This window comes from Ensifer sp. ENS07 (assembly GCF_014852185.1).
GTDB classification, from domain to species: domain Bacteria; phylum Pseudomonadota; class Alphaproteobacteria; order Rhizobiales; family Rhizobiaceae; genus Ensifer; species Ensifer adhaerens.
Map to the genome: position 1 here is coordinate 177,305 of NZ_JACVBE010000010.1, position 23,581 is coordinate 200,885.

The window sequence follows — 23,581 nt, forward strand, 5'->3', positions numbered from 1 at the left end:
GCCTTGGCGCCTCCCATTCTGAAACTCGACGACATCTTCCTCACCTTCGGCGGCGCGCCGCTGCTAGCCGGCGCCAATTTTCAAGTCGAACCGGGCGACCGCATCTGTCTGGTCGGCCGCAACGGCTCGGGCAAGTCGACGCTGATGAAGATTGCCGCGGGCCTGGCCGAGGCGCAGTCGGGCGAAATCTTCCGCCATCCCTCCGCGACCATCCGCTATCTGCACCAGGCGCCGGATTTCGACGGCTACGACACGGTGCAGACCTATGCCGAGGCAGGACTCGGCCCGAGTGACGATCCCTATCGCGTCGCCTATCTGCTGCAGCACCTGGGGTTGACCGGCGAGGAAGACCCGAAGCGCCTTTCGGGCGGTGAGGCGCGTCGCGCGGCGCTTGCCCGTGTCATGGCGCCGGAGCCGGATATCCTGCTGCTCGACGAGCCGACCAACCATCTCGATCTGCCGACGATCGAATGGCTGGAAGACGAACTGATCCGCAGCCGTTCGGCGCTCGTTCTGATCTCGCACGACCGGCGCTTCCTGGAGAAGGTCTCGACCGCGACCGTCTGGCTCGACCGTGGCCAGTCGCGGCGGCTCGACCGCGGCTTTGCCCATTTCGAGGCTTGGCGTGACGAGGTGCTGGAGGCCGAGGAGCTGGAACAGCACAAGCTCGGCAAGGCGATCGAGCGCGAGGAACATTGGCTGCGCTACGGCGTGACCGCTCGACGCAAGCGCAACATGCGCCGCCTCGGTGAGCTGCAGACCATGCGGGCGACCTATCGCGGCCACAAGGGGCCGCAGGGAACGGTACAGGCGACGGCCGCCGACGCCAAGGAATCGGGCAAGCTGGTGATCGAGGCGGAGAAGGTCACCAAGGCCTATGGCGAGCGCACCATCGTCGCGCCGTTCTCGATCCGCGTGCACCGCGGCGACCGCATCGGTCTGGTCGGCCCGAACGGCGCCGGCAAGACGACGCTCCTGAAGATCCTGACCGGACAGATCGAGCCGGATACGGGCACGGTCAAGCTCGGCACCAATCTCGAAATCGCGACGCTTGACCAGAAGCGCGAAGACCTCAATCTCGACGACACGCTGGCGCACTACCTGACGGACGGGCGCGGCGACAACCTGCTGGTCAATGGCGAGCAGCGCCACGTCACCGGCTACATGAAGGACTTCCTGTTCCAGCCAGAGCAGGCGCGCACCCCGATCCGCGAGCTTTCGGGCGGCGAGCGCGCAAGGCTGATGCTGGCGCGCATCCTCGCGCGAGCAACCAACCTTCTGATCCTCGACGAGCCGACCAACGATCTCGACATCGAGACGCTCGACCTTTTGCAGGAGATCGTCGCCGGTTTTGCCGGAACTGTCATCCTCGTCAGCCACGACCGCGACTTCCTCGACCGCACCGTCACCTCGACGATTGCGCCGGCCAATCCGGAGGCGCCGGATGGACGCTGGATCGAGTATGCCGGCGGCTATTCCGACATGATGGCGCAGCGCAAGGGCGCGATCGAGGAGAAGCGCAAGGCCGAGAAGGCGGAAAAGGCCAAGGCCGATGCAGCCGCACCGGCCGCCGAAGCGCCGAAGGCTGCCAAGGGTAAGCTTTCCTACAAGCAGAAATTCGCGCTCGAAAACCTGCCGAAAGAGATTGCCAAGGCGGAAGCCGAGGCTGCCAAGCGCGAAGAAAAGATGGCGGACCCCAATCTTTTCACAAAAGATCCAAATGCTTTTGCGAAGCTGGCGCAGGAGCTGGAAAAGCTGCGTGCCGACCTCGCTCGCATGGAAGAGGAATGGCTGGAACTCGAAATGCTGCGCGAGGAGCTTGAGGGCTGAGACACAACAAAGACGGTCCCGCGCGGGATTGCGAAGGTAATACGTTGAATCCTTGCGAGTTTTACCGTTAAACTGGCAAGGGAAAGATGGCCTTCCGCGTTGAACGTTTTCACAGGGTATGATAAGTAAAACTTATTATATCACCTGTGAACGATCATGATGCCCTTCAAGCTAGAATCCGAAACCATTGGAATGCTTCTGACCGATGTCTCGCGCCTCTTGCGCGGGGCCTTCGACCGCAAGGTCAATGCCATGGATCTGGGCATCACGCCTGGCGAGGCGCGCACGCTGATCCAGGTGGCGCTCACCGAGGGCATCAAACAGGCCGAAATCGCCACACGCATGGGCATTGAGCCTATGACGCTGTCGGCCTATCTCGACAGGCTGGAGGCGAACGGGCTCGTCGCCCGCGTTCCCGATCCGGCGGATCGCCGCGCCAAGAATGTCGTCATCACCGAAAAGGCCGGTCCGTTGTTCAACGAGCTGATGACCGGTCTTCGCGAAATGATGGATGCCTATACGGAAGGGCTGGACTCGGAAGCGCGCGCGCTTCTCTGTTCCAACCTGCGCATCCTGCGTGACAATTTGCGTCAGCTCGATCCGTGCCTTGCCGGTAAGGAGACAGCGGAGAAGGCCGAAGTCCGGGTCGGAGCCGCGCAATGACGCGTCGCATGAGCGAGCGGCGCACAAGCATCATCGGTGCCTTCCTGGTGGCGCTCGGCCCCGTTTCCATGGCGCTGTATACGCCGGCGATGCCTGAACTGGTGCGCGCCTTCTCCTCCAGCGAAGCGGCGATCAAGATGACGCTGTCGCTCTATTTCGCCGGCTTCGCCTTTGCCCAGTTGGTGTCTGGCACGCTCTCCGATGTCATCGGTCGCCGCCGCGCGACGCTGATCTTCATGGCGATCTACCTCGTCGGTAGCCTGATGGCGGCCTTTGCGCCTTCCGTCGCGGTGCTTTTGGCCGGCCGCCTGGTGCAGGGCATCGGCGCCTCCGTCGGGATGACCGTGGCGCGGGCGATCGTGCGCGACCAGTTCACCGGGACTGAGGCCGCACGCATCATGAACATGATCGGCATGATGCTGGCCCTCGGACCCGCCGTGTCCCCGACGCTTGGCGGCCTGGCGCTCGGTCTCTTCGGGTGGCAGTCGATCTTCTTCCTGATGGTCGGCTTTGCCGCCATGGCCTGTCTCACCGTGCAGTTTTTCATGGCCGAGACCGCGACCCCGGATCCGGCCAAGGGCCACTTGAAGCCCATCCTTGCGGCCTATCGGCGGTTGGTGAGCGACAGCCGCTTCGTTTCCTCGACACTTGTGATCGGCGGAGCGGTCGGCGCACTTTATGCCTGGGCGACCATGCTGCCCTTCGTACTGATCAATGCGGTGGGGCTGACACCGACCGAGTTCGGCGTCGGCATGCTGATGCAGTCGGGCCTTTTCTTTTCGGGAACCGTGGTGGTGCGGCTGCTGATGCGGCGTTTCACGCCGCAGGCGCTGGTGCCGGCCGGCCTCGTCTTCATCGGTGCGGCCAGCCTCGCGCTTGCCTACACCATGCACATTCTGCAGCCGAGCTTCCTCTCGGTCATGCTGCCGATCGGGATTTATGCCTTCGGCATCGCCTTCGTCATGCCCTATATGATGACGGCGGCGATGGCGCCGTTTCCGGACATCGCTGGCACGGCGTCGGCAGTGATGGGTTTCGTACAGATGGGCTCGGGGCTGCTTGGTGGCGCGATCGCCGCTGCGGTCGGCGCTCCGGTGCTGGCGCTCGGCACGATCATTCCATGCTTCGGCCTCGTCTGCATCCTGAGCTATGTCTGGTATAGCCGCAATGTTCGCTCGCAGCCGCTCGCCGTGCCGGTCAAGGATCCGCTTTCGGAAGCGGCGGAGTAGAAATCTGGTGCGGCATCGGCATCGATACCGCTTCGGCCTGCATATGAAAAAGCCTCCGCGAACGGGTCGCGGAGGCTTCTTTTTTCAGAACGCGTCGTCTTAGCGGTTGCGCGCGGCCAGCGTGCGCAGGCGCAGCGCGTTGAGCTTGATGAAGCCGGCGGCATCCTTCTGGTCGTAGGCGCCCTGGTCGTCCTCGAAGGTGACGAGCTTGTCGGAGTAGAGCGACTTGTCGCTCTCACGGCCGATGACCATGACGTTGCCCTTGTAGAGCTTCAACGTCACTTCGCCTTCGACATGCTCCTGGCTCTTGTCGATTGCGGCCTGCAGCATCTCGCGCTCCGGTGAGAACCAGAAGCCGTAATAGATCAGCTCGGCGTAGCGCGGCATCAGCTCGTCCTTGAGGTGGGCGGCGCCGCGGTCGAGCGTGATGCTCTCGATTGCGCGGTGCGCGGAGAGCAGGATGGTGCCGCCGGGGGTCTCGTAGACGCCGCGCGACTTCATGCCGACGAAGCGGTTCTCGACGAGGTCGAGACGGCCGATGCCGTTGTCGCGGCCGTACTCGTTGAGCTTGGCAAGCAGGGTTGCCGGCGACAGGCGTACGCCGTTGATCGAGACGGCGTCACCGCGCTCGAAGCCGATCTTGATGACGGTGGCCTGGTCGGGAGCGGCTTCCGGCGAGATCGTGCGCATGTGCACGTACTCAGGGGCTTCCAGTGCCGGGTCTTCGAGAACCTTGCCCTCGGAGGAGGAGTGCAGCAGGTTGGCGTCGACGGAGAACGGCGCTTCGCCCTTCTTGTCCTTGGCAACCGGGATCTGATGCTTCTCGGCGAATTCGAGCAGGTCGGTGCGGCTCTTGAACGACCAGTCGCGCCACGGCGCGATGATCTTGATGTCCGGGTTCAGCGCATAGGCCGAAAGCTCGAAGCGAACCTGGTCGTTGCCCTTGCCGGTCGCGCCATGGGCGATCGCGTCGGCGCCGGTCTTCTTGGCGATATCGATCAGGTGCTTGGAGATCAGCGGGCGGGCGATCGAGGTGCCGAGCAGGTAAACGCCTTCATAGACGGCGTTGGCGCGGAACATCGGGAAGACGAAATCCTTGACGAATTCCTCGCGGACGTCCTCGATGTAGATCTCCTTGATGCCGAGCATTTCGGCCTTCTTGCGGGCCGGCTCGAGCTCTTCGCCCTGGCCGAGGTCGGCGGTGAAGGTGACGACTTCCGCGCCGAGTTCGGTCTGCAGCCACTTCAGGATGATCGAGGTGTCGAGACCGCCCGAATAGGCGAGAACGACCTTTTTCACGTCTTTATGCGATGCCATGGTTTCCGTCCGTCTGGTCTTGGGGAGGGCGGCGATGCCGCGTGCAAATCTGCGGCACTTTAGCCAGAACCTGCGGCGATACAAGCGCTAGAACGCTTGACGATGCGAATCCGCTGGCAAAAGCGCAGGCGCAGGATTACTGGAGGCGACCCCCGTGCCGAGGAAACGACGATGGACTTCATTCCCAGCCTGCCGGCCCTCCTGACCTTTGCCGCTGCGACGCTGCTTCTGGCGGCCACACCCGGTCCGGACATGACGCTTTCGATCAGCCGGGCGCTCGCCCAGGGCAAGAAGGCCGCGCTCTTCGTCGTGCTCGGCACCAGCTTCGGCATCGTCGTGCATACGCTGCTCGTCGCGTTCGGCATCTCGGCGCTGATCACCGCCTCGCCAACCGCATTCACCATCCTCAAGACCGGCGGTGCCGCCTACCTGCTCTGGCTTGCGGTGCAGGCGATGCGCTTCGGCTCCAGCATTTCGGTGCAGAAGGTCGAGCCGACGGAAGGCAAGGCGCTTGCCAACATCTCGGCCGGCTTCTGGGTGAACCTGTTGAACCCCAAGGTCATCATCTTCTTCATGACCTTCCTGCCGCAGTTCGTCAGCGCCGATGATCCCTCGGTCACCGGCAAGCTTCTGTTCCTCGGCCTGTTCTTCATCGCCATCGGCATGCCGGTGAACATGCTGGTCGTCTTCACCGCCGACTGGCTTGCCTCCTGGCTGCAGCGCAATAAGGGCGTGATGCGGGCACTTAATTTCAGCTTCGCCGGCGTCTTCTCGGTGTTTGCGGTGAAGATTTTCATGACGACGGCTCGGTAAACAAAAACAAAAAGCCCGGACATCTTGGATGCCCGGGCCTTGTTATGAATTAGTCTTCTGTACTCAGCCGATCAGCAGCGCATCGTCGTCGAGCGTCTGGCCGCGGATGCGGCGGAACATGGCGATCAGGTCCTCGACCTGCAGTTCCTTGCGGCTGTCGCCGGCGACGTCGAGCACGATCTCGCCGCCGTGGAGCATGATGGTGCGGTGGCCGTAGTCGAGTGCCTGGCGCATCGAATGGGTGACCATCATCGTCGTCAGCTTTCGCTCCGAGACGATCTTCTGCGTCAGGTTCATCACGAACTCGGCCATGCCAGGGTCGAGGGCTGCCGTATGCTCGTCGAGCAGCAGCACTTCGGAGCCTGCGAGCGTCGCCATGACCAGCGAGACCGCCTGGCGCTGGCCGCCGGACAGAAGGTCCATGCGGTCGCCCATGCGGTTTTCAAGGCCGAGGTTGAGCTCGGCGATACGCTCGCGGAAATGTTCGCGGCGCTTCGGGCCGAGCGCGGCTGTGAGGCCGCGAGCCTCGCCACGTTTGGCAGCAAGCGCCAGGTTTTCCTCGATCGAGAGCGCGCCGCAGCTGCCGGTCAGCGGATCCTGGAAGACGCGAGCGACGAGGCCCGCGCGCGCAGCGGTACCCTTGCGGCTGACGTCTGTCTTGCCGATCGTCACCTGGCCGGCACTCGGCAGCACGTCGCCGGCGAGCACGCCGAGCAACGTCGACTTGCCGGCGCCGTTGGAGCCAATGACGGTGACGAAGGAGCCCTGCTCGATCGTCAGGCTGACGCCGTTCAGCGCCTGCTTCTGCAGCGGCGTGCCCTTGCCGAAGATGACCTCGATGTTGTTGACGCTGATCATGCCGCACCTCCACGACGCAGACGGGGAAGGACGAGGGCGAAGGTGACGAGTGCCGCGGTCACGAAGTTGAGGTCGGAGGCCTGCAGGCCGAGCATGTCGGTCGACAGCGCCAGCTGGATCGATATGCGGTAGAGGATCGAGCCGAGCACGCAGCCGATCAGCGCAATCAGGATGCCGCGGGCACCGAGCAGCGTCTCGCCGATGATGACCGCCGCAAGCCCGACGACGATGGTGCCGACACCCGAGGTGACGTCGGCAAAGCCGTTGGTCTGGGCGAACAAAGCGCCACCGAAGGCGACGAGCGCGTTGGAGATTGCCATGCCGAGATAGATCTGGCGGTTGGTGTCGACGCCCTGTGCGCGGGCCATGCGGGCATTGGCGCCAGTGGCGCGCATCGCAAGGCCGGCATCGCTCTCAAGGAAGCGCCAGACGATGATGACGGCGACGACCACGAGCACGCCGATAAACAGCGGCCGGACGTAGAAATCGCGCAAGCCGAGGCCGTAGAAGGGTGACAGCATCGTGTCGGCGTTGATCAGCGCGACGTTCGGCTTGCCCATGACGCGCAGGTTGACCGAGAACAGCGCGATCATCGTCAGGATCGAGGCGAGCAGGTTGAGGATCTTGAAGCGCACGTTGAGCATCGCCGTGACGATGCCGGCTGCGGCACCCGCGACCATCGCCACGCAGGCGGCAAGCCACGGATTGACGCCGGCGATGATCAGCACCGCGGTGACGGCGGCGCCCAGCGGAAACGATCCGTCGACCGTGAGGTCGGGAAAATCGAGAACCCGGAATGCGAGAAAGACGCCGAGGGCAACGAAGGCATAGACCAGCCCCAGCTCCACGGCTCCCCAGAAAGCAATTAGACTCAACCCCAGACCCTCTTTTCTACCTGTCGCGCCTGATTGTGCTTATGAGCGCGACGCTCCCGCTTGGCACATGGGGCGCACGGCCGGGCGCATGTGCGGCTTAGAAACTTGGAGCGGCCTCCGGTGTTCCGGGCCCCTCATAGCGAACCGCCCCCGTATGGAACGGAGGCGGGCAAAACGCAACAAACTTGAACCTGAAAAGGCCGAAAGCCTTATTCAACGACGCGGGTTGCGCGCTTTACGACACTTTCCGGAAGGGTGACGCCCATTTTCTCGGCGGCCTTCTTGTTGATCACCAGGTCGGAACCGGCAGCAACCTTGACGCCGATATCGCCCGGGTTTTCGCCCTTGAGGATGCGAACGACGATTTCGCCAGTCTGCTTGCCGACGTCGTAGTAGTTGAAGCCGAGGGCTGCGAGCGAGCCGCGGGCAACCGAGTCCGTGTCGGCGGTGAAGAGCGGCAGCTTGGCTTCTTCGGCGACGGCGACGGCACCTTCAAGTGCGGAGATGATCGTGTTGTCGGTGGGCACGTAAATCGCATCGGCGCGGCCGACGAGGGCACGGGCAGCACCCTGGACTTCAGCCGACTTGGTCGCGGCGGACTCGACGACGGTCAGGCCGGCCTTTTCGGCCTCGGTCTTCAGCACCGCGAGCAGCGAAACGGAGTTGGCTTCGCCGGAATTGTAGAGGTAGCCGATCGACTTGGCGTTCGGCAGGATTTCCTTGATCAGGGCAACGTGTTCGGCAACCGGCGACATGTCGGAGAGGCCAGTGACGTTACCGCCGGGCTTGTCCATGTCCTTGACCAGTTGGGCGCCGACCGGGTCGGAAACGGCGGTGAAGACGACCGGGATATCGCGGGTCGAGGAGACGACCGCTTGGGCCGACGGCGTCGAGATCGGAACGATCACGTTCGGCGCTTCGCCTGCGAACTGGCGGGCGATCTGCGCGGCGGTCGCCGGGTTGCCCTGGGCCGACTCGTAGATGAATTTGAGGTTCTCGCCTTCCTTGTAGCCGGCGGCGGTCAGCGCGTCCTTCACGCCGTCGCGTGCCGCGTCGAGTGCCGGATGCTCGACGATCGCGGTTACGGCGACGGTCACCTCATCGGCACGGGCGGGCAGGGTGAATGCCACCGTGGCGGCAAGGGCGATGAGAAGTGAGCGCATGGGTTGTCCTCCAATTGATGTCCCGCTTTCTTAGGAAACCGATGACATGAAATCAATCGATAGGAACTGCATCACCCATCAAAGTTCTTCATCGATGGGTGATGGGCGAGGAACGAAGGACCCGAGGAGGCGCTTCGTCTCAATCTTCGCCGTGATTGGCGATCATCATCGCTTCGAAGGCGAGGCGGTCGACCTTGCGCATGCGTTCGGATTCCGACTTCAGCTGGCCGCAGGCGGCAAGGATGTCGCGGCCGCGTGGTGTGCGGATCGGCGAGGCGTAGCCGGCCTGGTTGATGAAGTCGGCAAACTTCTCGATGTGCTCCCAGTCGGAACACTGGTAGTTGGTGCCCGGCCAGGGGTTGAAGGGGATGAGGTTGATCTTTGCGGGCACACCCTTCAGGAGCTTCACCAACTGCTTGGCGTCTTCGAGGCTGTCGTTGACGTCCTTCAGCATCACGTATTCGAAGGTGATGCGGCGGGCGTTGGAAAGGCCGGGATAGGCGCGGCAGGCGTCCATCAGTTCCTTCAGCGGGTACTTCTTGTTGATCGGCACCAGCATGTCGCGCAGGTCGTCGCGCACGGCATGCAGCGAGATCGCCAGCATGACGCCGATCTCTTCGCCGGTGCGATAGATTTCCGGCACGATGCCTGAGGTCGACAGCGTGATGCGGCGCTTGGACAGCGACAGGCCTTCGCCGTCAGAGGCGATCAGAAGGGCGGTCTTGACCTGCTCGAAATTATAGAGCGGCTCGCCCATGCCCATCATCACGATGTTGGTGATCTTGCGGCCTTCAGCCGGCACGATCGCGCCCTGCGGGGTGTCGCGCTCCGGGAAGTCGCCGAGCCGGTCGCGGGCAAGCAGCAGCTGCGCGAGGATTTCCTCGGCCGTCAGGTTGCGCACCAGCTTCTGGGTGCCGGTGTGACAGAAGGAGCAGGTGAGCGTGCAGCCGACCTGGCTCGAAATGCAGAGCGTGCCGCGGCCTTCCTCGGGAATGTAGACGGTCTCGATCTCGACCGGTCGTCCGGCCCCGCGCGCCGGGAAGCGCAACAGCCACTTGCGGGTGCCGTCGCCGGAAATCTGTTCCTCGACGATCTCCGGGCGCGCGATGGTGAAATGCTGCTTCAGCATCTCGCGCATGTCCTTGGACACGTTCGTCATGTGATCGAAGTCGGAGACGCCACGCACGTAGAGCCAGTGCCAGAGCTGGCTGACGCGCATCTTGACCTGGCGTTCCGGCACGCCCTTTTCGACCAGTGCCTTGGCCATGTCCTCGCGCAGAAGTCCGATCAGCGACGGCTTTTCCGCCTCTACGGCTGCGCGCACCTGCGGCGCCTTGGCGATTTCCACCCGGTTCAGAATTTCAGTGGCTGCCATGCTCATGATGTCCTGTCATACGGCGAGAGGCCGTCCGGAGAGCGGGTCCGGAAATCGTCCTGATGCGCGAATTGAAATCGGTCGAGCCATCGAAAGCGGCCTATCGGGGCGCGGAGGCTCTCAAGTTGGCCGCCCTTTAGCATTGTTTTGGCCGGGAGTCACGAGGCAGGCCCCTTGAACGCAAAAGGCCGGCTTTGCAGCCGGCCCCTACGCGTGACTTTCGGTCTCGCGATTACTTGCAGGCTTCGATCTGCTTCAGCGCAGCGGAGATGCCCGAGAGCGAGTAGGAGTAGGAGGTCGCGGTACCCTTGCGCGACTTGGCGTTGACCGACATGGCCTTGCCGTTCTTCATGGCGGCAACCAGTGCCGGCTCTTCGGCAGCATTTTCGACCCAGGCCGAATTGCCCTTGGTGAACATCACGAAGGTGCGGCCGTCGATGACGACGTTGACCTTGGAGTTCTCCTGCAGCGCATAGCCCATCATTGCCTGAGGCTCGTAGCTGATGTTCTGGCCGGGGCGCTGGGAAACGAGGAAGAAGATGTCGCCATGGTCGACGCCGGCCGGGCTCTTTTCCTTCGGAACCGAAAGGACGTAGCAGACCTTGCCGCCGCCGGCATTGTAGGAATAGGCGCCCCAGGCGTTGAACTGCTGGATGCGCGTCGGAGACTGGGCGGCAGCCATGCTGGCGGTGGCCAGAACGAGTGCGATTGCGGTTGCGATCTTTCTTACAAACATGAGGTCCTGCCGCTTTTCTTGCTTTTCGATCACCCGAAACAGGTCAGACGGGCGACGCGTAGTCATGATTTGATTTGTTTTGACTTAATTCAGGTTACCAAACCGTCAACGGTGGCCGAAAACCGCGGCTTTAGCCCCGAAATGGAGCGGTTTGCCCCATCGCACAGTGCCTTTCGACCGCCGATTCGCGCCTTCGCCGAACCGGGCTCGATCGAGGATGCGCGTTACCTCGGAATGCCCGTTCCAGAAGGTTTCCTGCCCCAAGCCATTGCATGGCGTCAGCCGCACCAAAGCGCGCGACCAGCGTCACTTGCAGATCTATGCCACAAAGAATTAGGCAAGAGTTTGACTTTCGGGCGGGAATGCGGCGCCACAACCGGACAGGCGGCGTCCGACGTCAGCTCTCCGGCGTATCGGCCAGCGTCTCATCGGCCTTGGTATAGTGCGTTTCCTTGATCTGCCCGCTGATGGCAGCAAAGGCCGCGGTCAAGACGGCAACGTCATCGGAGAAGCCGACGACGGCCAGCACGTCGGGGATGATATCGATCGGCAGCACGAAATAGGCGAGGGCTGCAAGCAGGATGCCGCGGGTGCGTGTCGGGGTCTTCGGATCGATGGCGCAGTAATAGGCGGCAACCAGGTCGCGGCTGAATGGGATCTGGCGGGCAGCTCGGCGAAAGGTCGGCCAGAAGCGGCGCTTCACGCGCTTTTCCCGCCGCTCCTGCTCGGATTCTTCGCCAGGCAAGAGAATTTCACCAATCTTGATGTCGTCCATCGTCCCGCTTCCGCTATATTCTCGGCCGCCAGGCGTTCTCGTGAACGCGCGGCGCTCCGGCGCTTTCAATATGGGAATTCCGCGTCCTATTTCAAATGATCGGGCATGCGGCCTGACGCTGCCTTGTCCATGCGCGCCGCCAGCTTGAAGTCGAGTTCGCTCAATCCGCCGGCGTCATGGGTCGTCAGCGTCACGTCGACGCGATTGTAGACGTTGAACCATTCCGGGTGATGGTTGAGCTTCTCGGCGACGATCGCGCATTCGGTCATGAAGCCGAAGGCCTCGACGAAGTTCTTGAAGCGGAACGCCTTCCAGATCGAGTTGCCGTCTTCGGCCCGCACCCACCCTTCCATCTTGTGAAGGTTGTCGGCAATCGTCGCCTCGTCCAGTCTCTCCGCTGCCATCGCTTGTCTCCTCCCATGCGCCTGTTCGAAGCCCGAGCTGTCGCGTATAAGCGTCAACTGTCTCCAGCCTTCGAATCTGAATAGCATGAAACCGGTCAGAGTTCTTTTCGTTTGTCTCGGCAACATCTGCCGGTCGCCGCTTGCCGAGGGCGTGTTGCGCGCATTGGCGAAGCAAGAGGGATTGGCTGTAGCGCTGGAGATCGATTCGGCCGGAACCGGCGCCTGGCATATCGGCGATCCGCCGGACCGGCGATCGATAGAGACGGCGCGGCGGCACGGCATCGATATTTCTACACTGCGCGGACGCCAGGTGGCGGCGGCAGATTTCAGTGATTTCGACCTCATCCTCGGCATGGACGAGAACAATGTCCGCACGCTGAAAAGGCTCGCGCCGGATGGCACGGCGCAGAAGGTGCATCTCTTTCTCGATTATGCGTCAGGCGACCTGCGGGACGTGCCGGATCCCTATTACGAAGGGCGGGAAGCCTTCGAGGCGCTTTACCAGATGCTGGAGGCCGGATGTTCGTCGTTGCTCGAAAGGCTCGGCGAACGCACCTCGTGAAGCGGGAAAAGCTCTTCCGTCAGGTACGGTCCGCCGCCGACTGAATCGCGCGACGAGAGCAGCACGAAGCGGGAGACCGTGAAGAGCGAGGTCATGAAGTTGCCGCGCCCCGAGAGGTACTCGACCACGTCTTCGACACGGCTGGAGCGCAGCCGCGCCAGCGTCACGTGCGGGGTGAACTTGCGCGGGTCCGGCCCCAGTCCGAGCCTTTGGCAGATGCGCTCGATTTCGGCCTGCAGCGCATACATTTCCGGATGGTTGGTAACGCCGGCCCAGACCGAGTGCGGCTTCTTCGAGCCGAATGCGCCGGTGCCGTTCAGTTGCAGTTGGAATTCAGGACGTTCGATGCGATCGAGCTTGTCGATGATCTCGTCGGCGGTGCGCCAGTCGACGTCACCGATGAAGCGCAGGGTGATGTGGTAGTTCTCCACATCGATCCAGCGAGCTCCGGGAAGACCTCCGCGCAGCAATGAAAGACTCATTGCAGCATTGCGCGGAATTTCGAGGGCGGTGAATAGTCTCGGCATGGCGAGCTCCCCGAATCTCTTGCAGATGTCTTAGCGAATCACGCATCGCATCTGCACGCAACTGGTATTTGACGCTTCAGAATATTAACGTTGCCTTAACTGTGGACGATGTCATCACTCCGTCTTGTTCAGCGTTGCCAGAAACCGCTCGACGACGGGCAGGGCCTTCTCGACCATGACGCCGACGCCGTCGCCATTGGGATGCATGCCGTCTTCGAGCTTGAGCTTGGCCTCCGTCACCACGCCGTCGAGAAAGAACGGATAGAGTTCCAGCCCATATTTTTTGGCGAGTTCCGGATAGATCGGGTTGAAGCGGGCGGCGTAGTCGCCGCCCATGTTCGGCGGCGCCATCATGCCGGCGAGCAGCACGGCGATGCCGCGGTCCTTCAGCCGGGTGATCATCGCCTCGATGTTCTTGCGGGTCTCTTCAGGCGCGATGCCGCGCAGCGCGTCGTTGGCGCCAAGCTCGAGGATCACGCCATTGGTACCATCCGGCACCGACCAGTCGATGCGGGCAAGACCGCCGGAACTCGTGTCGCCGGAAACGCCGGCGTTCGCGATCGTCACGTCGAAGCCCTTTTCCTTCAGCGCCTTTTCGAGCCGAGCCGGGAAGGCGTCCTCCGGCGGGAGCTGATAACCCGCCATCAGGCTGTCGCCGAACCCGATCAGGCTGATCGTCTCGGCGCGTGCGGTGCATGATAACGCAAATGTCATCATCAGTGCCAAGAAAACCCGTTGAAATCCTTTTAATGCCATGGGCCTGTTCCTAAATCCCGAATGCCGTTTCTGTTCCCCACTTCGTTTCATATAGGGTTGTTTCGCTTGGCCAGCACCATCATCGAACTTAAAAACGCGGATCTGACGCTGGGCGAGGCGGCCGCCTCGGTGCATGTGCTGAAAGGCATGAGCCTGACGATCAATGCCGGAGAATCGGTCGGCATCGTCGGCCCGTCCGGTTCAGGCAAGTCGACTTTGCTAATGGTGCTTGCCGGGCTCGAGCGGCTGGATCGCGGCGAGATCGTCATCGACGGCACGCCGCTGCACCGGCTCGACGAGGACCGGGTGGCGGACTTTCGCGGGCGCAACATCGGCATCGTCTTCCAGTCCTTCCACCTCATTCCCAACATGACGGCACTCGAAAACGTCGCCGTGCCGCTCGAACTGGCCAATGTGTCGGGCGCCTTCGAGATCGCGCGCAAGGAGCTTGTCGCCGTCGGCCTCGGCGAGCGGCTCAGCCATTATCCCGGCCAGCTCTCGGGCGGCGAGCAGCAGCGCGTTGCGATCGCCCGGGCGCTTGCGCCCTCGCCGAAGCTTCTGATCGCCGACGAACCAACCGGCAACCTCGACGCTGAAACCGGACGGCAGATCGCCGATCTGCTTTTCGCCGAACAGCGTGACCGCGGCATGACACTCGTGCTCGTGACCCATGACGCCGCCCTTGCCGACCGCTGCGCGCGGCAGGTGCGGGTGCGCTCGGGCGAGATCGTTGCCGGCGGCGCCGCGGACCCCGTGGCCGTGGCGCCGGTCCAGCAGGCGGCCTCGGCATGATCGGCGCGCCTTCGGTACGGCTGCGGCCGCTGCTTGCCCTGCGGCTGGCGCTGCGTGAAATGCGCGGCGGGCTCAAGGGCTTCTACATCTTCCTCGCCTGCATTGCGCTGGGTACGGCGGCGATTGCCGGCGTCAATTCGCTGTCGCAATCGATCACAGCGACGATCGCATCGCAGGGTCAGGAACTGCTCGCCGGCGATATTCGCTTCGAGCTTAACAATCGTGTCGCAACGACCGAAGAGCGCGCCTATCTCGATGGTCTTGGAACCGTTGCGGTTTCCGCTGGCCTGAGATCTATGGCGCGGCTGCCCGACGGTTCCAATCAAGCCCTGGTGGAACTGAAGGCCGTCGAAGCGGCCTATCCGCTCTATGGCACGCTGGAGAGCGAACCCGACAGGCCGCTGCACGACCTCATCGCACGCGACGGCGACGTCTTCGGTGCGGTCGTGGCGCCTCTGCTGCTCGACCGCCTGGACGTTAAGGTCGGAGACGAAATCCTTCTCGGCAACGCCCGTGTCCGGATCGCCGGCACGATCACGCGCGAGCCGGATGCGCTTTCCGACGGCTTCGGCTTCGCGCCCCGCCTGATGGTCTCGGACGAAGCCCTGGCGGCGACGGGACTGGTGCAGACCGGAAGCCTCGTCGAGCACACATACAAGGTGAAGCTCGCCGATCCGGCAGGGGTTGCGGCCGTTCGCACCGAGGCGGAGAAAAGCCAGCCGGCAGCCGGCTGGTCGATCCGCACCAGCGGCAACGCAGCACCGGCGCTGACGGCCAACATCACGCGTTTCTCGCAGTTCCTGACGCTTGTCGGCCTGACGGCGCTCATCGTCGGCGGCGTCGGCGTCGCCAATGCGGTGCGCGCCTATCTCGATGCCAAGCGCAGCGTGATCGCGACCTTCAAATGCCTGGGCGCGCCCGCTGCGTTGGTGGCGATGATCTATCTCGCACAGATCCTGATGATCGCCTTGATCGGCATCGTTATCGGGCTCGCGCTCGGAGCTCTGATCCCCTTTGTCGCGGCGCAGTTTTTGGCCGACCTGTTGCCGATTTCGACCGCCTTCCATCTCTATCCGGGCGCGCTCGGGCTTGCCGCCCTGTTCGGCGTGCTGACGGCGCTGACCTTCGCCATCCTGCCGCTCGGACGGGCGCGCGCCATTCCTGCGACCGCACTCTTCCGCCAGCAGGGTTTCGATCCCTCGGGTTTTCCGGCCTGGCCCTATCTGCTCGGCGCCGTCGCGTGTCTTGCCGCGCTCGCCGGCCTGGCGATCTTTACGGCTTACGACCGCTATATTTCGCTCGTCTTCCTCGGCGCGATTGCCTTCGCCTTCATCGTGCTCAGGGCCGTTGCGCTCGCGATCGCCTGGCTCGCGCGCCGCAGCCCGCGGGTCAATTCGCCGGCTCTCAGACTGGCGATCGGCAACATTCACCGTCCGGGTGCGCTGACCTCCTCGGTGGTGCTGTCGCTTGGGCTCGGTCTGGCGCTTCTGGTGACGCTGGCGCTGATCGACGGCAATCTGCGCCGCGAACTCACCGGAAGCATGGCGGAGCGAGCGCCGAATTTCTTCTTCGTCGATATCCAGGGCAGCGAGATTGAAGGTTTCCGCTCGGTGCTGAACCAGGCGATCCCGAAGGGCAAGGTCATCGAGGTGCCGATGCTGCGCGGCCGCATCACCGCCTTCAACGGTGAGGACGTGAACAGCCGCAACGTGCCGCCTGCAGGCCAATGGGTGCTGCGCGGCGACCGCGGTATCACCTACGCCAAGAACAAGCCGGAGAATTCGACGCTGTCCGAAGGTGCCTGGTGGCCGGCCGACTACAGCGGCGAACCCCTGGTTTCCTTCTCGTCCGAGGAGGCCGGCGAACTCGGCCTGAAGATCGGCGATACGGTCACCGTCAATGTGCTCGGCCGCAACATCACCGCCAAGATTGCCAACTTCCGCAATGTCGAGTGGGAATCGCTGTCGATCAACTTCGTCATGGTGTTCTCGCCGAACACCTTTGCCGGCGCGCCGCATGCCTGGCTGGCGACTGTGATCGATCCGTCGGCGACGCCGGAAGAGGAGGCGGCGGTCCTGAAGGCCGTCACCAATGCCTATCCGACGATCACCAGCGTACGGGTGAAGGACGCTCTCGACATTGTGAATGGGCTGCTCGGTCAGCTGGCAACGGCGATCCGGGCGGCCGCGGCCGTGGCGCTCGTCGCCTCCGTGCTGGTGCTGGCCGGCGCGCTTGCGGCCGGCAACCGGGCGCGCGTCCATGATGCGGTGGTCCTGAAGACGCTGGGGGCAACGCGGGTGACGCTGATCAAGGCGTTCAGCTACGAATACGCGATCCTCGGTCTTGCAACCGCAGTTTTTGCGCTGTTTGCCGGCGGTATCGCCGCCTGGTTCGTCGTCAACCGCATCATGACGCTGCCGTCGAGCTTCCTGCCCGACGTGGCGATCGTGACGGTTGTGGCAGCGCTGGTGATGACGGTCGGCATCGGACTTGCCGGTACATGGCGCATTCTCGGGCAGAAGGCGGCGCCGGTCCTGCGCGAACTTTGACCGGGCCGAGTTAACCGTAAATCCCTATTGCGCCGGTCTGAATCGGTCCAGTGCAACGGAATCCGGGAGTGCCGGGTCTTGTGTGCAGCGGGTTTCGGCATCATATTTGTCCACAGGCATGCTGGAGCTCCGCAGCGGCGCCTGGGCGTGGAAGCTCATCTTCCAGGGCGATATTCGCCGCCCGACACCGTAACTTCCACCGGAGCTTGAATGAGGAAACAATGGCTGATCTGAGAAATTACCAAACCCGAATGTCGCCCGCCGGCGCTCAGGCGGGTGCCGTGATTGACGAAGGCCTTCGCGCATACATGCTGAAGGTCTACAACCTGATGGCGCTTGGTCTGGCGATCACTGGCGTCGCGGCCTACCTGGCCTTCCAAATGGCGTTTTCGGATGGCCAGCTGACTGCCTTCGGTGCTGCGATCTATACGAGCCCGCTGAAGTGGGTGGTGATGCTGGCGCCGCTGGCGCTCGTGTTCTTCATGAGCTTCCGCATCAATAGCATGAGCGTTTCTGCCGCGCAGACGACGTTCTGGATCTATGCGGCCCTGATGGGCCTGTCGCTGTCGTCGATCTTCCTGATCTACACCGGCCAGAGCATCGTTCAGACGTTCTTCGTGACGGCCGCCTCGTTCGGCGCCCTGTCGCTTTACGGCTACACCACGAAGAAGGACCTGTCCGGCATGGGCTCGTTCCTGATCATGGGTCTGTTCGGCGTCATCATCGCGTCGATCGTCAACATCTTCCTCGCCTCTTCGGCGCTCGCCTTCGCGATCAGCGTGATCGGCGTGCTGATCTTCGCTGGCCTCACCGCCTACGACACGCAGAAGATCAAGGAAATGTACTACGAAGCCGATGACAGCGCCGTTGCCGGCCGCAAGGCGATCATGGGCGCGCTGACGCTCTACCTCGACTTCATCAACCTGTTCATGTTCCTGCTCCAGTTCATGGGCAACCGGAACAACTAAGTCTGAACAGCACACGGAAAAGGCGGCTTCGGCCGCCTTTTTTGTTTGCTGAAGCAGCTTGAAAGCGTCCGGACTCCGTGGGAGTGAAAGGACGACGAAACCTTGGGATCAAAGTCTTTAGCCATGTCCCTGACCCTGCGCGACGCCACCCTGGCCGATCTTCCCGTCATCACCGAGATCTATCGCGAATCCGTGTTGCACGGGGTTGCGACCTACGAGATCAACCCGCCATCCGAAAAGGAGATGCGGGCGCGGTTCGAAACGATCATCGGCAGCGGCTACCCGTACATGGTTGCGGTAGACGCGGGCGGGACGATCATCGGCTATGCCTACGCATCCGGCTTCCGCACGCGCACGGCCTATCGCTTCCTGGTCGAGGATTCCATCTACCTGGCGCCGGAAGCGCGCGGCAAGGGTGCCGGCAAGGCGCTGCTGGTCGAACTCGTCCGGCGTTGCACGGAACTCGGCTTCCGCCAGATGGTCGCGGTGATCGGCGGTGCCCATCCGGCCTCGATCGCCGTGCACCGGTCGCTCGGCTTCGAACTCCAGGGCACGATGAAAGCGACCGGCTTCAAGCATGGCCGCTGGCTCGACACGACGATCATGCAGCTCGCGCTCGGCGAGGGCCAGGCGACCGACCCGCCGGAAGACGTCTATCCGGACACCCTCTACCAGTGACCATCGCTTGCTGAAGAATGTCAGTCGGCGAAGCGCCTCGCAGCGCGCCGTAGGCAGGTCGTGCCGTTGCTGCCCGTGACGTCGGCGTGCGTCTCCTGATGGCACCCTTTCCCGCTGGTCAGGTTTCCACCAGCCTCAGCACCTTGTCGAATACCTTGAGCACCTGGGCGAGCTCGTGACCGCGCTTCAGGATCGTGCCGTGAATGTTCAGCACGCTATAGGCGCCCTGTTTCGCGGCCAGTTTCGGGTTCTTCTCGATCCGGTAGAGCGGCATTTCGCCCGAACGCTTGAACACTGAGAAGACCGCGCGGTCCCTCAGGTGGTCGATCGCGTAGTCCCGCCACTCGCCTTCGCCGACCATACGGCCGTAGACCCACAGGATCTGATCCAATTCGCGACGATGGAAAGTGATGGGGGGAGCGTTCTTGGCGTTCTTGTATTCGTGTAGATCGATGACCACTTCGGAAGTGGTCTCGCGCTGATGGCGCGCCTCGCCTTGCGGCAAATCCGGCTCATCGGTCATCGGCAATCCGGCCTTCTGTTGTGACAGAACGATTACAGTGTGCCTGACACGAGCCGAAAAGCAAGCTGGAAGCCATGGGACGATGAGGTCATTTCTTGCCTCTGCCCCATTTCAGTCAAACCGGCGCCCCAATTCATCGCAAAACTCGCGGGCGCTGACGGACAGAGTCGTTGCCACCGTATGTCCGGTCAGATCGTCATGCTGCGGGAGTTCACCGAACGCAGTTATGGCCGGTTCGGTCCGGTAACTTCGAACCCTCAGCCCCAGCCCCTCGATGCTGCCGGGCCGAACCAACCCCTTGCGCTTCGCCGTCCCTACAATTTGCCCTGAGGGCCGGCGAGCACGGCCGCAGCGCCGATGATGGCACCCGGCGTTTCCTTGTCCTTCATCGATTGCAGCAGGATCGCGCAGCCGCTGTTTCCCGGGCGCTCGGTCAGCACCGTCGCCGGCAGCGTGAAGGACGCGGGCTGGCCGTCCCACATGCCGATCGTCTGTATGTCACGCACCGCATGCCAATAGGGGACTTCCTTGCCGCGGTTCTCCCCCTTCTCCATCTTCACGATCTTGGCGCGGTCGAAATAGACGACGACGACGTTGGCCTTGCCGATGCCGCTACCGATGGTGATCTGGATTTCTTCGCCGAGGATCTTGGCGCCGACGGGAACGGCAAGCCCTTTGCCTTCCGCCTTCATCGTTTCCAGCCGCGTCTTGATTGCCTGCAGATTGCCGCCGTTCAAGTGGTCGCGGCCATTCAGGATCGCCTGGGGCGTGTAGACGCCGTTGCGCCCGAGCATGCGCGCATAGGCATATTGCCGCTCGGTGTTTTCCTTCGATGCCAGCGTGTCGGCCCAGCCGAGATAGTTCCAGTAGTCGACGTGATAGGCGAGCGCCACCACATCGCCCTCGTCGACCAGCGACTTCAGCGCCGCATCCGCCGGCGGACAGGACGAACAGCCCTGGCTGGTGAACAGTTCGACAACGCCCTTGACCGCCTGTTTCTCCTGCGCCCCGGCAGGGGCACCGGCGGCTGCGAGCAGCCCGAAAGCCAGTGCAACAGGGCGAATGAAAGAACGGTCTGCGGATGTCATGGCGTCACTTCGTTACCGGCCGTCGGCCTACTCCTTGTGGGGGAGTTCACTACATACGACGCCCCTGCATCAACGGGAAGTCACGTTGGAGTGAGGTGGCAAGTGAGCGCGACCCGGCACCGGATCGTCGGCAGGTGCACCTCAAAGAAAGAGCCGGGGCGCCTTTCGGCGTCCCGGCTCCGGAGCCTCGTATGCGCTCGCGCGATTAGGCGGCGAGGTCGCGCAGAACCGTCTGCAGGATGCCACCGTTGTTGACGTAGGTCACTTCATCCAGCGTATCGATACGGCAGACGAGCGGCACATCTTTCACGCTGCCGTCGCCGTAGGTTACCTTGGCAACGCGCTTTTCGCGCGGCTGGACATTGGCGAGGTTTTCGATCGTGACGATCTCATCGCCCTTGAGGCCAAGCGATTCCCAGGTCGTGCCTTCCTCGAAGACGAAGGGAATGACACCCATGCCGACGAGGTTCGAGCGGTGGATACGCTCGAAGGACTGCGCGATGACGGCCTTGACGCCGAGCAGGTTGGTGCCCTTGGCAGCCCAGTCGCGCGACGAACCGTTGCCGTATTCGACGCCGGCGAAGATGACGAGCGGAACGCCCTCTTCCTTGTACTGCATGGCGGCGTCGTAAATCGACATCTCTTCCTTGGACGGATAGTGGATGGTGTAGCCACCTTCCTTGCCGTTCGGGCCGAGCATGTGGTTGCGGATGCGGATGTTGGCAAACGTGCCGCGCATCATCACCTCATGGTTGCCACGACGCGTGCCGTACTGGTTGAAGTCGGCAACGCCGACGCCGTGACCGATGAGGTAGGCACCGGCCGGCGAGGCCGCCTTGATCGAACCGGCCGGCGAGATGTGGTCGGTGGTGATCTTGTCGCCGAAGAGACCAAGCACGCGGGCGCCCTTGATGTCGGAGATGCCCGAACCGGACTTGCCCATGCCGACGAAGTAGGGCGGGTTCTGCACGTAGGTCGAACCGTCGTCCCAGGCATAGGTCTGGCCCGGAGGAACCTGAACGGCCTGCCAGTTTTCGTCGCCCTTGAACACGTCGGCGTACTTGGTCGCGTAAAGTTCGCGGGTGACGTACTTGAAGATGAACTCCTGGATTTCCTTGGAGGTCGGCCAGATGTCCTTGAGGAAGACCGGCTTGCCGTCCTGGTCTTCGCCGAGCGGCTCGTTGGTCAGGTCCTTCTGGACGGAACCTGCAAGCGCGTAGGCGACGACGAGCGGCGGCGAAGCGAGGTAGTTCGCCTGGACGTCCGGCGAGATGCGGCCTTCGAAGTTACGGTTGCCCGAAAGAACGCCGGCGGCGATCAGGCCCTTGTCGTTGATCGTCTTCGAGATCGGGGCCGGCAGCGGGCCGGAGTTGCCGATGCAGGTCGTGCAGCCGAAGCCGACGAGGTTGAAGCCGAGCGCGTCGAGGTCCTTCTGCAGGCCGGACTTGGCGAGGTATTCGCCGACGACCTGCGATCCCGGTGCGAGCGAGGTCTTGACCCACGGCTTGGACTTCAGGCCCTTGGCGACCGCGTTGCGGGCGAGCAGGCCGGCAGCGATCAGGACCGACGGGTTGGAGGTGTTGGTGCAGGACGTGATCGCAGCGATGGCAACGTCGCCATGGCCGAGATCGAAATCGGTACCTTCGACGGCATAGCGGTTCGAAAGCTGGCCCGGCTTCTTGTAGTCGCCTTCAAGCGAGGTTGCGAAGCCCGATGCGATGCTTTCGAGCGGGATGCGGCCTTCCGGACGCTTCGGGCCAGCCATGGCCGGAACGACGTCGCCGAGGTCGAGTTCGAGCGTGTCGGTGAAGACGAGCTCGGAACCGTCACCGTCACGCCACATGCCCTGAGCCTTGGAATAGGCTTCGACGAGAGCGATGCGCTGCTCTTCACGGCCGGACATGGTGAGGTAGTTGATGGTTTCGCTGTCGACCGGGAAGAAGCCGCAGGTGGCACCGTATTCCGGACCCATGTTGCCGATGGTGGCGCGGTCGGCGAGCGTCATGTTGTCGAGGCCCGGGCCGAAGAATTCGACGAACTTCGAGACAACGCCCTTCTTGCGCAGCATCTGCACGACCATAAGCACGAGGTCGGTCGCGGTGACGCCTTCCTTGAGCTTGCCGGTGAGCTTGAAGCCGATGACCTCAGGCAGGAGCATGGAGACCGGCTGGCCGAGCATGGCAGCTTCCGCTTCGATGCCGCCCACGCCCCAGCCGAGAACGCCGAGACCGTTGATCATGGTGGTGTGGCTGTCGGTGCCGACGCAGGTGTCCGGGTAGGCGGTGACGACGCCATCTTCTTCACGGGTCCAGACGGTCTGGCCCAGATACTCCAGATTGACCTGGTGACAGATGCCGGTGCCGGGCGGAACGACGCGGAAGTTCTTGAACGCCTGCTGGCCCCACTTCAGGAAGCGGTAGCGCTCGCCGTTGCGCTCGTACTCGAGCTCGACGTTGCGGGCAAAGGCGTTCGGGGTGCCGAATTCGTCGACGATGACGGAGTGGTCGATGACGAGGTCGACGGGGACGAGCGGGTTGATCTTTTCCGGGTCGCCACCGAGCGAGACCATGGCGTCGCGCATCGCCGCGAGGTCGACGACAGCAGGCACGCCGGTGAAGTCCTGCATCAGAACGCGGGCCGGGCGGTAGGCGATTTCGTTTTCAGCCGTGCCCTTGTCGTTGAGCCAGGCGGCAACGTTCTCGATGTCCTTCTTGGTGACGGAGCGGCCATCTTCGTTGCGCAGCAGGTTCTCGAGCAGAACCTTCATCGAATAGGGCAGCTTGGAAACGCCGGCGAGACCGTTCGCCTCAGCCTTGGGCAGGCTGTAATAGACGTAGTCGACACCGTTGACGGTGAGCGTGGAGCGACAATTGAAGCTGTCTAGGGATTTGGACACTGGATAATACCCCGTTCCGTCTGATCGCCAAAAACTGACGTACGAACGCCCGAGCGCCTGTGAAGCGCGAATTGGGATGCGGGTGCGGCCATTTCCGCTGTCCGTACGTGGAAATTCATTCCATGTTCGGCGCTAGGATGAAATTCACGCCGACCGCTGGCGTGTTGGCCGCCTTATAGATAATTTCTCCAAAACGTGCCAGAG

22 protein-coding genes are annotated in these 23,581 nt (G+C 62.9%); 9 read left to right on the forward strand and 13 right to left on the reverse strand.

Annotation, left to right across the window (positions count from 1 at the left end):
• Window positions 1-3 precede the first annotated feature (3 nt).
• The 3 genes from IB277_RS26045 to IB277_RS26055 all read left to right on the forward strand — a co-directional run bounded on the left by IB277_RS26045 (window position 4) and on the right by IB277_RS26055 (window position 3,722).
• Window positions 4-1,830 (forward strand): ABC-F family ATP-binding cassette domain-containing protein, encoded by a 1,827-nt coding sequence (locus tag IB277_RS26045; protein ID WP_090295234.1) that lies wholly within the window; start codon window positions 4-6, stop codon window positions 1,828-1,830.
• A gap of 159 nt (window positions 1,831-1,989) precedes the next feature.
• Window positions 1,990-2,493 carry a MarR family winged helix-turn-helix transcriptional regulator gene (locus IB277_RS26050; RefSeq protein ID WP_034803154.1) on the forward strand — a complete coding sequence of 168 codons (504 nt, stop codon included), beginning with the start codon at window positions 1,990-1,992 and terminating at the stop codon, window positions 2,491-2,493.
• Window positions 2,490-3,722: a multidrug effflux MFS transporter gene (locus IB277_RS26055; protein WP_060521468.1), complete on the forward strand. Its 1,233-nt coding sequence runs from the start codon at window positions 2,490-2,492 to the stop codon at window positions 3,720-3,722. Before IB277_RS26050 ends, IB277_RS26055 begins: the two co-directional genes overlap by 4 nt.
• Window positions 3,723-3,821: 99 nt before the next feature.
• Here IB277_RS26055 and IB277_RS26060 read toward each other — a convergent pair whose 3' ends face one another.
• Complete coding sequence (locus tag IB277_RS26060; protein ID WP_034802869.1) at window positions 3,822-5,039, reverse strand: argininosuccinate synthase; 1,218 nt, start codon at window positions 5,037-5,039, stop codon at window positions 3,822-3,824.
• A 171-nt stretch (window positions 5,040-5,210) separates the two neighbouring features.
• On the opposite strand from IB277_RS26060, the gene IB277_RS26065 reads away from it, so the two are divergent.
• On the forward strand, window positions 5,211-5,852 hold the full coding sequence (locus tag IB277_RS26065; protein ID WP_090295236.1) for a LysE family translocator: 642 nt from the start codon (window positions 5,211-5,213) through the stop codon (window positions 5,850-5,852).
• A 63-nt stretch (window positions 5,853-5,915) separates the two neighbouring features.
• Here IB277_RS26065 and IB277_RS26070 read toward each other — a convergent pair whose 3' ends face one another.
• The 7 genes from IB277_RS26070 to IB277_RS26100 all read right to left on the reverse strand — a co-directional run bounded on the left by IB277_RS26070 (window position 5,916) and on the right by IB277_RS26100 (window position 12,038).
• Entirely contained in the window at window positions 5,916-6,710 is a 795-nt protein-coding gene (locus tag IB277_RS26070; protein ID WP_034802864.1) for an ABC transporter ATP-binding protein, read from the reverse strand.
• A complete protein-coding gene (locus tag IB277_RS26075; protein WP_090295237.1) occupies window positions 6,707-7,585 on the reverse strand; it encodes an ABC transporter permease in 879 nt (292 codons plus the stop codon). The genes IB277_RS26070 and IB277_RS26075 overlap by 4 nt, the downstream gene beginning before the upstream one ends.
• Before the next feature lie 209 nt (window positions 7,586-7,794).
• Complete coding sequence (locus IB277_RS26080; protein ID WP_090295239.1) at window positions 7,795-8,748, reverse strand: ABC transporter substrate-binding protein; 954 nt, start codon at window positions 8,746-8,748, stop codon at window positions 7,795-7,797.
• A 139-nt stretch (window positions 8,749-8,887) separates the two neighbouring features.
• Window positions 8,888-10,123, reverse strand: coding sequence for a 23S rRNA (adenine(2503)-C(2))-methyltransferase RlmN (gene rlmN / locus IB277_RS26085; protein WP_034803143.1), 1,236 nt, complete (start codon window positions 10,121-10,123; stop codon window positions 8,888-8,890).
• A 232-nt stretch (window positions 10,124-10,355) separates the two neighbouring features.
• Complete coding sequence (locus IB277_RS26090; RefSeq protein ID WP_034803141.1) at window positions 10,356-10,859, reverse strand: invasion associated locus B family protein; 504 nt, start codon at window positions 10,857-10,859, stop codon at window positions 10,356-10,358.
• Window positions 10,860-11,256: 397 nt separating this feature from the next.
• Window positions 11,257-11,634 carry a YkvA family protein gene (locus IB277_RS26095; RefSeq protein ID WP_034802857.1) on the reverse strand — a complete coding sequence of 126 codons (378 nt, stop codon included), beginning with the start codon at window positions 11,632-11,634 and terminating at the stop codon, window positions 11,257-11,259.
• Between the two features lie 86 nt (window positions 11,635-11,720).
• Window positions 11,721-12,038, reverse strand: coding sequence for a 4a-hydroxytetrahydrobiopterin dehydratase (locus IB277_RS26100; protein WP_060611238.1), 318 nt, complete (start codon window positions 12,036-12,038; stop codon window positions 11,721-11,723).
• Between the two features lie 85 nt (window positions 12,039-12,123).
• Here IB277_RS26100 and IB277_RS26105 point away from each other — a divergent pair, with 85 nt between their 5' ends.
• Complete coding sequence (locus IB277_RS26105; protein WP_090295240.1) at window positions 12,124-12,600, forward strand: low molecular weight protein-tyrosine-phosphatase; 477 nt, start codon at window positions 12,124-12,126, stop codon at window positions 12,598-12,600.
• Here the strand turns inward: IB277_RS26105 and thpR are convergent.
• A complete protein-coding gene (gene thpR, locus IB277_RS26110) occupies window positions 12,537-13,127 on the reverse strand; it encodes an RNA 2',3'-cyclic phosphodiesterase (RefSeq protein WP_090295243.1) in 591 nt (196 codons plus the stop codon). The two genes, IB277_RS26105 and thpR, sit on opposite strands and share 64 nt — an antisense overlap.
• A 114-nt stretch (window positions 13,128-13,241) precedes the next feature.
• The gene (locus IB277_RS26115) at window positions 13,242-13,883 is read right to left on the reverse strand and encodes an arylesterase (protein WP_090295245.1); all 642 of its coding nucleotides are present in this window, start codon (window positions 13,881-13,883) and stop codon (window positions 13,242-13,244) included.
• Window positions 13,884-13,949: 66 nt separating this feature from the next.
• Between IB277_RS26115 and IB277_RS26120 the strand changes: the two genes are divergently transcribed.
• The 4 genes from IB277_RS26120 to IB277_RS26135 all read left to right on the forward strand — a co-directional run bounded on the left by IB277_RS26120 (window position 13,950) and on the right by IB277_RS26135 (window position 18,870).
• Window positions 13,950-14,675, forward strand: coding sequence for an ABC transporter ATP-binding protein (locus tag IB277_RS26120; RefSeq protein WP_090295445.1), 726 nt, complete (start codon window positions 13,950-13,952; stop codon window positions 14,673-14,675).
• Complete coding sequence (locus IB277_RS26125; protein WP_110818895.1) at window positions 14,672-17,224, forward strand: ABC transporter permease; 2,553 nt, start codon at window positions 14,672-14,674, stop codon at window positions 17,222-17,224. The genes IB277_RS26120 and IB277_RS26125 overlap by 4 nt, the downstream gene beginning before the upstream one ends.
• 221 nt (window positions 17,225-17,445) lie before the next feature.
• Window positions 17,446-18,192, forward strand: a complete 747-nt coding sequence (locus IB277_RS26130) for a Bax inhibitor-1/YccA family protein (protein WP_090295248.1) — start codon at window positions 17,446-17,448, stop codon at window positions 18,190-18,192.
• 123 nt (window positions 18,193-18,315) lie between these two features.
• Complete coding sequence (locus tag IB277_RS26135) at window positions 18,316-18,870, forward strand: GNAT family N-acetyltransferase (RefSeq protein WP_034802847.1); 555 nt, start codon at window positions 18,316-18,318, stop codon at window positions 18,868-18,870.
• A gap of 118 nt (window positions 18,871-18,988) precedes the next feature.
• On the opposite strand, the gene IB277_RS26140 is transcribed toward IB277_RS26135, so the two are convergent.
• From IB277_RS26140 to acnA, 3 genes are all read right to left on the reverse strand, one after another.
• Window positions 18,989-19,393, reverse strand: a complete 405-nt coding sequence (locus IB277_RS26140; protein WP_176960281.1) for a DUF2794 domain-containing protein — start codon at window positions 19,391-19,393, stop codon at window positions 18,989-18,991.
• Between the two features lie 314 nt (window positions 19,394-19,707).
• Window positions 19,708-20,481, reverse strand: a complete 774-nt coding sequence (locus IB277_RS26145) for a thioredoxin family protein (RefSeq protein ID WP_090295252.1) — start codon at window positions 20,479-20,481, stop codon at window positions 19,708-19,710.
• A 205-nt stretch (window positions 20,482-20,686) separates the two neighbouring features.
• On the reverse strand, window positions 20,687-23,377 hold the full coding sequence (gene acnA, locus IB277_RS26150; RefSeq protein ID WP_034802837.1) for an aconitate hydratase AcnA: 2,691 nt from the start codon (window positions 23,375-23,377) through the stop codon (window positions 20,687-20,689).
• Window positions 23,378-23,581 lie beyond the last annotated feature (204 nt).

Coding starts and splice junctions, on each gene's coding strand:
- IB277_RS26095 (WP_034802857.1), bottom strand. CDS start 11,634: ATGGACGACATCAAGATTGGTGAAATTCTCTTGCCTGGCGAAGAATCC.
- IB277_RS26050 (WP_034803154.1), top strand. CDS start 1,990: ATGCCCTTCAAGCTAGAATCCGAAACCATTGGAATGCTTCTGACCGAT.
- IB277_RS26135 (WP_034802847.1), top strand. CDS start 18,316: ATGTCCCTGACCCTGCGCGACGCCACCCTGGCCGATCTTCCCGTCATC.
- IB277_RS26080 (WP_090295239.1), bottom strand. CDS start 8,748: ATGCGCTCACTTCTCATCGCCCTTGCCGCCACGGTGGCATTCACCCTG.
- IB277_RS26100 (WP_060611238.1), bottom strand. CDS start 12,038: ATGGCAGCGGAGAGACTGGACGAGGCGACGATTGCCGACAACCTTCAC.
- IB277_RS26145 (WP_090295252.1), bottom strand. CDS start 20,481: ATGACATCCGCAGACCGTTCTTTCATTCGCCCTGTTGCACTGGCTTTC.
- IB277_RS26105 (WP_090295240.1), top strand. CDS start 12,124: ATGAAACCGGTCAGAGTTCTTTTCGTTTGTCTCGGCAACATCTGCCGG.
- IB277_RS26060 (WP_034802869.1), bottom strand. CDS start 5,039: ATGGCATCGCATAAAGACGTGAAAAAGGTCGTTCTCGCCTATTCGGGC.
- IB277_RS26115 (WP_090295245.1), bottom strand. CDS start 13,883: ATGGCATTAAAAGGATTTCAACGGGTTTTCTTGGCACTGATGATGACA.
- thpR (WP_090295243.1), bottom strand. CDS start 13,127: ATGCCGAGACTATTCACCGCCCTCGAAATTCCGCGCAATGCTGCAATG.
- IB277_RS26065 (WP_090295236.1), top strand. CDS start 5,211: ATGGACTTCATTCCCAGCCTGCCGGCCCTCCTGACCTTTGCCGCTGCG.
- IB277_RS26055 (WP_060521468.1), top strand. CDS start 2,490: ATGACGCGTCGCATGAGCGAGCGGCGCACAAGCATCATCGGTGCCTTC.
- IB277_RS26125 (WP_110818895.1), top strand. CDS start 14,672: ATGATCGGCGCGCCTTCGGTACGGCTGCGGCCGCTGCTTGCCCTGCGG.
- IB277_RS26070 (WP_034802864.1), bottom strand. CDS start 6,710: ATGATCAGCGTCAACAACATCGAGGTCATCTTCGGCAAGGGCACGCCG.
- IB277_RS26090 (WP_034803141.1), bottom strand. CDS start 10,859: ATGTTTGTAAGAAAGATCGCAACCGCAATCGCACTCGTTCTGGCCACC.
- IB277_RS26130 (WP_090295248.1), top strand. CDS start 17,446: ATGGCTGATCTGAGAAATTACCAAACCCGAATGTCGCCCGCCGGCGCT.
- rlmN (WP_034803143.1), bottom strand. CDS start 10,123: ATGGCAGCCACTGAAATTCTGAACCGGGTGGAAATCGCCAAGGCGCCG.
- IB277_RS26140 (WP_176960281.1), bottom strand. CDS start 19,393: ATGACCGATGAGCCGGATTTGCCGCAAGGCGAGGCGCGCCATCAGCGC.